Genomic DNA, 9,790 nt, shown 5'->3' on the forward strand with positions numbered 1-9,790 from the left:
TGGCCGAGCGCATGCCGCACGAGCAGTGTGGAGAGCGCGTCGAGCAGCGCCGTTTCGGCCGCGAGCGGCTCGACCAGGCCGCGCGGCAGCGGGGAATCGGCAAGCGGGCCGGGCGGCGGTGGGGGATCGTCGTGGGCCGGCGCGATATCGACGCCGTCCGCTTCGAGCAGACGATGCGCGAGCAGCAGGCGGCGCGCGCAGTCGGGATCGTGCAGCGCGTCGTCGGGGAACCACGGCACCGGCTGCGGCGAGCCGGCGATTTCGTCGGCCAGCGCACGCAGGTAATCGATCGGCACGTAGGACACGCGGTAGCGCCAGCCATCCTCGGTCGCGCGCGAACCGGTATGCACCTCGCCCGGATGGATGATCGGCATCGAGCCGGTATCGGCGATCCGCAGGCTGCCGCGATAGCGATAGTGCTCGGCGCCCGTTTCGATCACCGGCACCGTGTACGCGTCGTGCCAGTGCGGCGCGAACGTGTGTTCGCGATAGGTGGCGGTGACGAGGTCGGCCTCCGGCAGCAACGGCGTGCGCCAGTAGCGGGCGGCGTCGACGAGGCGGGCGGAGCGCATGGCGGAGCGGCGGGAGCGGGCCGGCTTACTTGAGCGGGATCGGCGTGGCGTCGGGCACCGGCACGGCCGTGACGCTGTTCTTCGCGCTGCCCGACACGACGCGGTCGCTGTAGGTCAGGTACACGAGCGTGTTGCGCTTCTTGTCGACCACGCGCACCACGTGCAGCGTCTTGAAGATGAACGACATGCGCTCGCTGAACACGTCCGTTTGCTGCTTGAGCGGCTGCGCGAAGTGGATCGGCGCGACCTGGCGGCAGGCGATCGACGCCTCGCTCGGATCCTCGGCCAGGCCGAGGCTGCCCTTGATGCCGCCGGTGCGCGCCCGCGACACGTAACAGGTCACGCCCTGCACGAGCGGATCGTCGTAGGCTTCGACCACCACGCGATCGGAGCCGGTGACGCGGAAGTTCGTGTTGACGCTGGCGACTTCCTCGGCGCCGGCGGCGAACGGAAACAGCGAGACGGCGAGACAGGTCGCGGCGGCAAGGCGATGGCGGATCATGGGCGGGACGGACAGGAATGCGAAGGGAATTCGACTCTAGCACGGCGCGCCGCCGGGATCCCGCGCGGGCGGCCATGCGCGAACGGAGCGGGGCAGGGCGGAAAACAAAAAGGCCCGTCGTGAGACGGGCCTTTTCGCTGTTTGGCTCCCCGACCTGGGCTCGAACCAGGGACCTACGGATTAACAGTCCGGCGCTCTACCGACTGAGCTATCGGGGAATAAATCGGTACTGCGTTTGTTCGGTGCTGACTCGCTGAAACCAGCGCGCCAAGCATTTTTGGCTCCCCGACCTGGGCTCGAACCAGGGACCTACGGATTAACAGTCCGGCGCTCTACCGACTGAGCTATCGGGGAACAAACAGCAGAGAAACGAGATTCTATGGGGCTAACGGAAGAGTGTCAAGCCCTTGCGCGAAATTTCCGGGAAATCGGCAGCGAGGCTGCGCCGCAGGCGGGCACAGCGCTCGCGCGGCCGGCGGATCAGCGCTCGAGCAGGTGCAGTTTGTCCTGCACGTCCTTCCACTCGTCGGCGTCGCCGGGGGCGGGCTTGGTCTTGGTGATCGACGGCCACAGCTTGGCCAGTTCGGCATTCAGCGGCGTGTATTGCTGCTGATCGCCGGGAACGTCTTCCTCTGCGTAGATCGCATTGGTCGGGCATTCGGCCACGCACACGGCGCAGTCGATGCATTCGTCCGGATCGATCGCGAGAAAATTGGGACCTTCACGGAAGCAATCCACCGGGCATACATCGACGCAATCCGTGTATTTGCACTTGATGCAGCCTTCGGTCACAACGTGAGTCATTCAAAACGCTCCTGCTTGGCGATGATTATCTGTGGGGGTCGGCTTTGCGCCAAATGCGGCATTGTAACTGAAGCGGAAAACGCGCATCCAGCCGCGCCGGCCCTGCCTTATACCGTTTCGTGATTAGTTTATGGCGTGGCGTGGCGTCGTGTCGCAGTGACAAGGATGGTCTGGCGCGCATTCGGGTAACATGCGGCAGGCATGTCCGGGCAGGGCGCTCGCGTGAAGACGGAGCGGCTCGTTCCGGTGCCGGGCGCACCTTCGCGGCCGGCGTCGTGCGCGGCGGTCTTCGCGCGTTAGGCAGTCTTTCTAGGCAGTCTCGAATCATGATCATTACTTCGCTGCTCGACACCGATCTGTACAAGTTCACGATGATGCAGGTGGTGCTGCATCACTTCCCGGCCGCCAACGTCGAATACCGGTTCCGCTGCCGCAATCCCGGCATCGATCTGGTGCCGTACATCGACGAGATTCGCGACGAAGTGCGCGGCCTGTGCCATCTGCGTTTCACCGAGGCCGAACTCGATTACCTGCGCGAGATGCGCTTCATCAAGGGCGATTTCGTCGAGTTCCTCGCGCTGTTCCATCTCAACGAGAAGTACATCGAAATCTCGCCGTCGCCGAAGGCCAACGGCGAGATCGACATCGTGATCCGCGGCCCGTGGCTGCATACGATCCTGTTCGAGATCCCGGTGCTGGCGATCGTCAACGAGGTGTATTTCCGCAATACGCAGAGCGAGCCCGATTACGCCGAGGGCCGCGAACGCCTGCGCGACAAGATCACGCTGCTCGGCGCGAAGCCCGAATTCGCCGAATGCAAGATCGCCGATTACGGCACGCGCCGCCGCTTCTCGAAGGTGTGGCACGAGGAAGTGGCGATGACGCTGCGCGACGGGCTCGGCGCGCAGTTCGCCGGCACCAGCAACGTGTATTACGCGAAGAAGCACGGCATCACGCCGCTCGGCACGATGGCGCACGAATATCTGCAGGCCTGCCAGGCGCTCGGCCCGCGGCTGCGCGATTCGCAGACCTACGGGCTCGAGATGTGGGCCAAGGAATATCGCGGCGACCTCGGCATCGCGCTGTCCGACGTGTACGGCATGGACGCGTTCCTGCGCGATTTCGACATGTACTTCTGCAAGCTGTTCGACGGCGCGCGCCACGATTCCGGCGATCCGTTCGAGTGGGGCGAGAAGATGATCCGCCACTACGAGGCGAACCGCTGCGACCCGCGCACCAAGGTGCTGGTGTTCTCCGACGCGCTCGACATCCCGAAGGTGCTGCAGTTGTACGAACGCTTCCGCGACCGCTGCAAGCTCGCGTTCGGCGTCGGCACCAACCTGACCAACGACCTCGGCTACCGGCCGCTGCAGATCGTCATCAAGATGGTTCGCTGCAATGGCCAGCCGGTCGCCAAGCTGTCCGATTCGCCGGGCAAGAGCATGTGCGACGACAAGAACTATCTGGCCTATCTGCGCCAGGTGTTCGGCATCGCGCAGCCGGTCGAGGACGATTCGGCGGGCAAGTAACGCCGTGCCCGGCACGCGCCGCCCGGCCACGTGCCGGGCGCGCTGCCGCGACCTGTCCGAACGGCCGGTGCCGGCCATGGCGCCGGCACCGGCCGCTATAATCGAGCGCGATCCCACCGCCACGTTCACGAGGACCGCACATGGACACGTCGGCTGCCCGCCGCAAGATCTTCGCGCGCATCCGCGCGGCCCAGGGGCGCCCGGCCGAAGCCGAGGCGCACGAGCACGAACAGGCCGCCGATTACCTGGCGCGCCATCCGGCCGGCCCGCGCCCGCCGATGCCCAGCGATCCCGGCGCGCTCGTCGAGCGCTTCACCGAGGAAGCCGTGGGCATGGCCACCACGGTCGACGCCGTCGACACGCTGGCCGACGTACCGGCCGCCGCCGCCCGCTATCTGGCCGAACACGGCCTGCCCGCGCAGGCGATCGCCTGGCGCACGCTCGGCGAACTCGGCTGGCAGGCGGCCGGCCTCGCCGTCGAATGCCGCAAGCCGCGCGACGGCGATCTGGTCGGCATCACCGGCTGCTTCTGCGCGACGGCCGAAACCGGTTCGCTGGTGCTGCTGTCCGGCCCGGACACCTATGCATCGGCCGCGCTGCTGCCCGAAACCCATCTCGTCGTGGTGCCCGCCTCGCGCATCGTCGCCGGGCACGAGGAAGCCTTCGCGCTGATCCGCGCCGAGCGGGGCGAACTGCCGCGCGCGGTGAACATCGTGTCGGGCCCGTCGCGCACGGGCGATATCGAACAGACGATCGTGCTCGGCGCACACGGCCCGTATCGCGTGCATGCGATCGTGGTGCGCGGCGCATGAGCCGCGCCGCCGGTTTCTTCCTTTCGCCGCTTCCCCTCGTTTTCCGCGCGTTGCGCCCGGCGTTGCCGGCGTGCGCGGCCATTCCGGTGCCCCTTCGATGACCTGCGCCTCTTCCGCCTCCGCGCCCGCAGCCCGTATCGGCCGCGCCGCCAGGCTTGCCGCGCCGGCCTTGCTGCTCGCGCTGCTGCCGTTGCCGGCCATGGCCGCCACGCTCGACGGCGCGACGTTGTCCGCGCTGTGGGGCCTGCCGTTCGCCGGCATGCTGCTGTCGATCGCGCTGTTTCCGTTGATCGCGCCGGCGTTCTGGCATCGCCATTTCGGCAAGATCGCCGCGGCCTGGGCGGTGGCGTTCCTCGCGCCGTTCGCGGCCGCGTTCGGTGCGGGCACGGCGCTCGGCACGCTGGTCCACGCGCTGCTCGAGGAATACGTGCCGTTCATCGTGCTGCTGACCGCGCTGTATACAGTGGCGGGCGGCATCTGCGTGCACGGCGATCTGCGCGCCTCGCCCGCGCGCAACACCGCGCTGCTCGCGCTCGGCACCGTGCTCGCGAGCCTGATGGGCACCACCGGCGCTGCGATGCTGCTGATCCGGCCGCTGCTGCGCGCCAACGGCCGGCGGCCGCGCATCGTGCATGTGGTGGTGTTCTTCATCTTTCTCGTCGCGAATGCGGGCGGCGCGCTGTCGCCGCTCGGCGATCCGCCGCTGTTCCTCGGCTTCCTGAACGGCGTCGATTTCTTCTGGACGACGATCCATCTCGCGCTGCCCACGCTGTTCGTCTGCGGCGTGCTGCTGGCCGTGTTCTATGCGATCGACAACTGGCGTTTCCGCAAGGACGGCGACGGCGAAGCCCCGCCGCGCGCCGCACGGATCGCCGCGGCCACGCCGGCGCACCTGACGATCGAGGGCAAGGTCAATTTCGTGTTGCTCGCGGCGATCGTCGCGCTGGTGCTGATGAGCGGCATCTGGAAGCCGGGCGTCGAGTTCGAGGTGCTCGGCACGCACGTCGCGCTGCAGAACGCGGTGCGCGATGCGGCGCTGATCGCGGTGGCGCTGCTGTCGCTGTGGCTGACGCCGCGTGCGGCACGCGAGGGCAATGCGTTCGACTGGGCGCCGATCGAGGAGGTGGCCAAGCTGTTCGCGGGCATCTTCGTGACGATCGCGCCGGTGATCGTGATCCTGCGTGCCGGCGCCGACGGCGCGTTCGCGCCGATCGTGCATCTCGTGACGGGCGCCGACGGCCAGCCGGTCGTGCCGATGCTGTTCTGGGCGACGGGCCTGCTGTCCTCGTTCCTCGACAACGCGCCGACCTACCTCGTATTCTTCAACCTCGCCGGCGGCGATGCGCCGACGCTGATGACCCCGGGCGCCGCCGCGCTCGCGGCGATCTCGGCCGGCGCGGTGTTCATGGGCGCGAACAGCTATATCGGCAATGCGCCGAACTTCATGGTGAAGGCGATCGCCGAATCGCGCGGCGTGCGCATGCCGAGCTTCTTCGCCTATCTGGGCTGGTCGTTCGGCATTCTCGTGCCGGTGTTCGCGCTGGCGACGTGGCTGTTCTTTTCCGCCTGAAGGGCGGATTTCAACGCGGTTTGGCGGCCGGGCTGCGCAGTGCTGCGAAGCCGGCCGCGCGCATTCGATGGAGGCAGGCAATGCAGAAAATCCTGGTGGCGCGTCCGATCTTCCCGGACGTGATCGAGCGCCTGAAGCAGCATTTCGAGGTGGACTGGAACAACGGCGATGCGCTGTCGGCCGACGCGCTGCATGCGCGGCTCGCCGACAAGGACGGCGCGCTGACGGCCGGCGACACGATCGGCGCGGCCGCGCTGGCCGCGGCGCCGAAGCTGCGCGTCGTGTCGAACATGGCGGTCGGCTACAACAACTTCGACATCGCGGCGTTCAACGCGGCGAACGTGCTCGGCACCAACACGCCCGACGTGCTCAACGAGAGCACCGCCGATTTCGGCTGGGCGCTGATGATGGCGGCCGCGCGCCGCATCGCCGAATCGGAGCACTGGCTGCGCGCCGGCAAATGGGAGAAGTGGTCGTTCGACAGCTTCCTCGGCGCGGATCTGCATGGCGCGACGCTCGGCGTGGTCGGCATGGGCCGCATCGGCCAGGCGCTCGCGCGCCGCGCGCGCGGCTTCAACATGCGCGTGGTGTATCACAACCGTTCGCGCGTCGCGCTCGAGATCGAGGCCGATCTGAACGCCGAATATCTGTCGAAGGAAGCGCTGCTGCGCCAGGCCGATCACGTCGTGCTGGTGCTGCCGTACACGAAGGAAAGCCATCACACGATCGGCGCGGCGGAACTCGCGCTGATGAAGCCCACGGCCACGCTGACCAACATCGCGCGCGGCGGCATCGTCGACGACACGGCGCTGGCCGCGGCGCTGCGCGAGCGCCGCATCGCGGCGGCCGGCCTCGACGTGTTCGAGGGCGAGCCGAGCGTGAACCCGGCGCTGCTCGAGGTGCCGAACATCGTCATCACGCCGCATATCGCGAGCGCGACCGAGGCGACGCGCCGCGCGATGGCGAACCTCGCGGCCGACAACCTGATCGCGGGCCTGGGCGAGGGCCCGCGCGCCGGCCGCCCGCCGAACCCGGTCAACCCCGACGTGCTCGGCAAGGCGCGCGCATGACGATGCCGTTGTTGCTTGGCGCGATCGTCGTGCTGGCGGTGGCGCTCGCGATCGCGCTGGTGGTGCTCTGGCGCGGCGCCGGCCGCGCCGGCGACGGCATCGGCTGGCTCGGCGAGCGGCTCGACGACGTGCAGGACGAGCAGGCCCGCGCCACCGAGCGGCTCGAACGCGCGCTGCGCGGCGAGATCACCGAAAGCTCGCGCGGCGCGCGCACCGAGTTGTCGGGCAGCTTCGCGCAGCTCCAGCAGATGCTGGCCGCGCAGATGACGAGCGTGGCCACCGTGCAGAACCAGCAGATCGACGGCTTCGCGCAGCAACTGGCGAAGCTGGTGGCCGCCAATACGCAGCAGTTCGACGCGATGCGCGACGGCCTGCATCAGCAGGCGCAACTGGCGCGCGACGAGCAGGGCGCCGCGCTGCGCCATTTCGGCGCGGTGCTGAACCAGCAGCTCGTGCAGTTGACCGAGGCCAACGATCGCCGCCTCGGCGAGGTGCGCGCCACGCTCGAACAGCGCCTGAAGGACATCGAGGCGAACAACGCCGCGAAGCTCGACGAGATGCGCCGCACCGTCGACGAAAAGCTGCATGCGACGCTCGAGCAACGGCTCGGCGAATCGTTCCGGCTGGTGTCCGAACGGCTCGAACAGGTGCATCGCGGGCTCGGCGAGATGCAGACGCTGGCGGCCGGCGTGGGCGATCTGAAGAAGGTGCTGACCAACGTCAAGACGCGCGGCACCTGGGGCGAGGTGCAGCTCGAGGCGTTGCTCGAACAGATGCTGACGCCCGATCAGTACGCGAAGAACGTCGCCACGGTGCCGAAGCGCGGCGAGCGCGTCGAATTCGCGATTCGCCTGCCGGGCAAGCAGCACGATTCGGAGCCGGTGTGGTTGCCGATCGACGCGAAATTCCCGCGCGAGGATTACGAGCGGCTCATCGACGCGCAGGAGCGCGCCGACGCGGTGGCCGTGGAGGAGGCGGCGCGCGCGCTCGAAATGCGGATTCGCGCCGAGGCGAAGACGATCGCCGAGAAGTACGTGTCGCCGCCGCACACCACCGATTTCGCGCTGCTGTTCCTGCCGACCGAGGGGCTCTACGCCGAAATCCTGCGCCGCCCCGGGCTCAGCGATCTGCTGCAGCGCGAGTATCGCGTGACGATCGCCGGGCCGACCACGCTGACGGCGCTGCTCAACAGCCTGCAGATGGGTTTCCGCACGCTGGCCATCGAGCGGCGCTCGAGCGAGGTCTGGCAGGTGCTGGGCGCGGTCAAGACCGAGTTCGGCAAGTTTGGCGACGTGTTGGCGCGCACCAAGTCGCAACTCGAAACGGTGACGCGTTCGATCGAGGCCGCCGAGCAGCGCACGCGCGTGATGAACCGCAAGCTCAGGGACGTCGAGGCGCTGCCCGGCGACGATGCGGCGGGCCTGCTCGGAGACACGGGAACGGACGAGGAGGGATGAGGCAACGGCGCACCGGGTGGTGCGCCGTTGTTGCCGGTGTCAGCAGGTTTCGTTGCCGCCGGCCGGTTTCGCCAGCGCGTCGAGCTGCTCGCCCGTCACGCGCACGACGCGCCAGTCGGGCAATACCGTCGCGCCGAGCCGTTCGTAGAAATCGATGGCCGGCTGATTCCAGTCGAGCACGGTCCACTCGAAGCGGCCGCAGCGCCGCTCCACCGCGAGCGCCGCCAGGGCGCGCAGCAGGCGCGTGCCGATACCGGTGCCGCGGCACGCGGGCTGCACGTAGAGATCCTCGAGATACAGGCCGCGCTTGCCGAGGAACGTCGAATAATTCTGGAAATACAGCGCGTAGCCCACCACGGCGCCGTCCTGCGTCGCGACCAGCGCGCCCGCCGCCGGGCTCGGCCCGAACAGCGCGTCGTCGAGATCGGCTTCGGTGGCGACGAACAGATGCGTCAGCGATTCGAACTCGGCCAGCTCGCGCATCAGCGCGACGAGCGCGGCGGCATCGCCGGGCGCCGCGGCGCGGATGGCTGCTGCGCTCACGCTTCTTCCTGAACGTCGGACAGCACGATCTCGATGCCGCCGAAGCGCGACGCCACCCAGTTGTAGGCGTGGCAGGCAATCCACAGCAGCACGAAGCCGATGATCGCGTTCAGCAGCAGCGCGCTGAACACGGTGGTCGATTCGACCGACCCGTAACGCACGAACGCGACGAGAATGCCGAGCAGCACGATCGGCACGCTGAACGTCAGATACACGAGAATCAGCGCCTTGGCCGTCTGCCCCGCTGCGATCGAGGTGATTTGCTTTTTCATGGTCGAGTTGCCCCGTAAGTGCTAATGCCGAAAATATCGAATTTTAGAGTGCGCCGGCGAACGGAAGAATTTCCACCGTTTCGCCGGCTTCGACGCGAGCGTGCGCCGCGTCGATCACGATGAAGCAATTCGCGTCGCTGAGGCCTTTCAGCGATGCCGAACTTTGCGAGCCCGCCGGGGCGACTTGCCAGCCGCCGTCGGCGCTGCGCGTCGCGATGCCGCGCAGGAAATCGGTGCGGCCCGCGCGCGTGCCGATCGCGTCGAGCGTGCGGGCCGGGTAGCGCGCGGCCGGCTCGGGCTGCGCGCCCATGCAGGCGAGCAACGCGTCGCGCACGATCACCTGGAACGTGGCGGCCACCGCAACCGGGTTGCCGGGCAGGCCGAAGAACAGCGCGGCGCGTGCGCCCGGTGCAGCGGCGTCGAGCTGGCCGCAGGCGAGCGGGCGGCCCGGGCGCATCGCGAGGCTCGCGAAATGCACGTGGCCGAGCTGGCCGAGCAGGTCGCGCGTGAAATCGGCGTCGCCCACCGACACGCCGCCCGACGTGATGACCACGTCGGCGCGCGTGGCCGCGTCGCGCAGCGCCGCGTCGAGCGCGGCCGGATCGTCGCGCACGATGCCGCCGTCGATGGTGTCCACGCCGAGCGTGGCGAGCATGCCG

At 68.4% G+C, this 9,790-nt stretch carries 11 protein-coding genes and 2 tRNA genes; 5 read left to right on the plus strand and 8 right to left on the minus strand.

Features of this window, described 5'->3' with window-relative positions; genetic code table 11:
• The 5 genes from G3N92_RS25910 to fdxA form a co-directional block, all read right to left on the minus strand.
• Positions 1–572, minus strand: a 572-nt coding sequence (locus tag G3N92_RS25910; protein WP_206130444.1) for an AraC family ligand binding domain-containing protein, incomplete at its 3' end; no start/stop codon positions are given.
• 25 nt (positions 573–597) lie between these two features.
• Positions 598–1,074, minus strand: a complete 477-nt coding sequence (locus tag G3N92_RS25915; protein WP_206130445.1) for a CreA family protein — start codon at positions 1,072–1,074, stop codon at positions 598–600.
• Between the two features lie 142 nt (positions 1,075–1,216).
• A tRNA-Asn gene (locus tag G3N92_RS25920) sits at positions 1,217–1,292 on the minus strand.
• 60 nt (positions 1,293–1,352) lie between these two features.
• Positions 1,353–1,428, minus strand: a tRNA-Asn gene (locus G3N92_RS25925).
• A gap of 126 nt (positions 1,429–1,554) precedes the next feature.
• The gene (gene fdxA / locus G3N92_RS25930; protein WP_206130446.1) at positions 1,555–1,878 is read right to left on the minus strand and encodes a ferredoxin FdxA; all 324 of its coding nucleotides are present in this window, start codon (positions 1,876–1,878) and stop codon (positions 1,555–1,557) included.
• Between the two features lie 326 nt (positions 1,879–2,204).
• Between fdxA and pncB the strand changes: the two genes are divergently transcribed.
• The 5 genes from pncB to rmuC all read left to right on the plus strand — a co-directional run bounded on the left by pncB (position 2,205) and on the right by rmuC (position 8,316).
• Positions 2,205–3,407: a nicotinate phosphoribosyltransferase gene (pncB, locus tag G3N92_RS25935; RefSeq protein WP_206130447.1), complete on the plus strand. Its 1,203-nt coding sequence runs from the start codon at positions 2,205–2,207 to the stop codon at positions 3,405–3,407.
• 140 nt (positions 3,408–3,547) lie between these two features.
• Positions 3,548–4,219, plus strand: a complete 672-nt coding sequence (locus G3N92_RS25940; RefSeq protein ID WP_206130448.1) for a lactate utilization protein C — start codon at positions 3,548–3,550, stop codon at positions 4,217–4,219.
• Between the two features lie 199 nt (positions 4,220–4,418).
• Positions 4,419–5,789, plus strand: a complete 1,371-nt coding sequence (locus G3N92_RS25945) for a sodium:proton antiporter (protein WP_241015023.1) — start codon at positions 4,419–4,421, stop codon at positions 5,787–5,789.
• An 80-nt stretch (positions 5,790–5,869) separates the two neighbouring features.
• Complete coding sequence (locus tag G3N92_RS25950) at positions 5,870–6,859, plus strand: D-glycerate dehydrogenase (protein WP_206130450.1); 990 nt, start codon at positions 5,870–5,872, stop codon at positions 6,857–6,859.
• Positions 6,856–8,316, plus strand: a complete 1,461-nt coding sequence (rmuC, locus tag G3N92_RS25955; RefSeq protein ID WP_206130451.1) for a DNA recombination protein RmuC — start codon at positions 6,856–6,858, stop codon at positions 8,314–8,316. The genes G3N92_RS25950 and rmuC overlap by 4 nt, the downstream gene beginning before the upstream one ends.
• Before the next feature lie 39 nt (positions 8,317–8,355).
• Here rmuC and G3N92_RS25960 read toward each other — a convergent pair whose 3' ends face one another.
• The 3 genes from G3N92_RS25960 to G3N92_RS25970 form a co-directional block, all read right to left on the minus strand.
• A complete protein-coding gene (locus tag G3N92_RS25960) occupies positions 8,356–8,799 on the minus strand; it encodes a GNAT family N-acetyltransferase (protein WP_206130453.1) in 444 nt (147 codons plus the stop codon).
• 56 nt (positions 8,800–8,855) lie between these two features.
• The gene (locus G3N92_RS25965) at positions 8,856–9,131 is read right to left on the minus strand and encodes a hypothetical protein (protein ID WP_206130452.1); all 276 of its coding nucleotides are present in this window, start codon (positions 9,129–9,131) and stop codon (positions 8,856–8,858) included.
• 43 nt (positions 9,132–9,174) lie between these two features.
• Positions 9,175–9,790 (minus strand): molybdopterin-binding protein (locus tag G3N92_RS25970; RefSeq protein ID WP_241015022.1); only part of this gene is annotated, 616 nt, incomplete at its 5' end.

Source organism: Burkholderia sp. Ac-20379 (assembly GCF_017104645.1).
Taxonomy (GTDB): domain Bacteria; phylum Pseudomonadota; class Gammaproteobacteria; order Burkholderiales; family Burkholderiaceae; genus Burkholderia.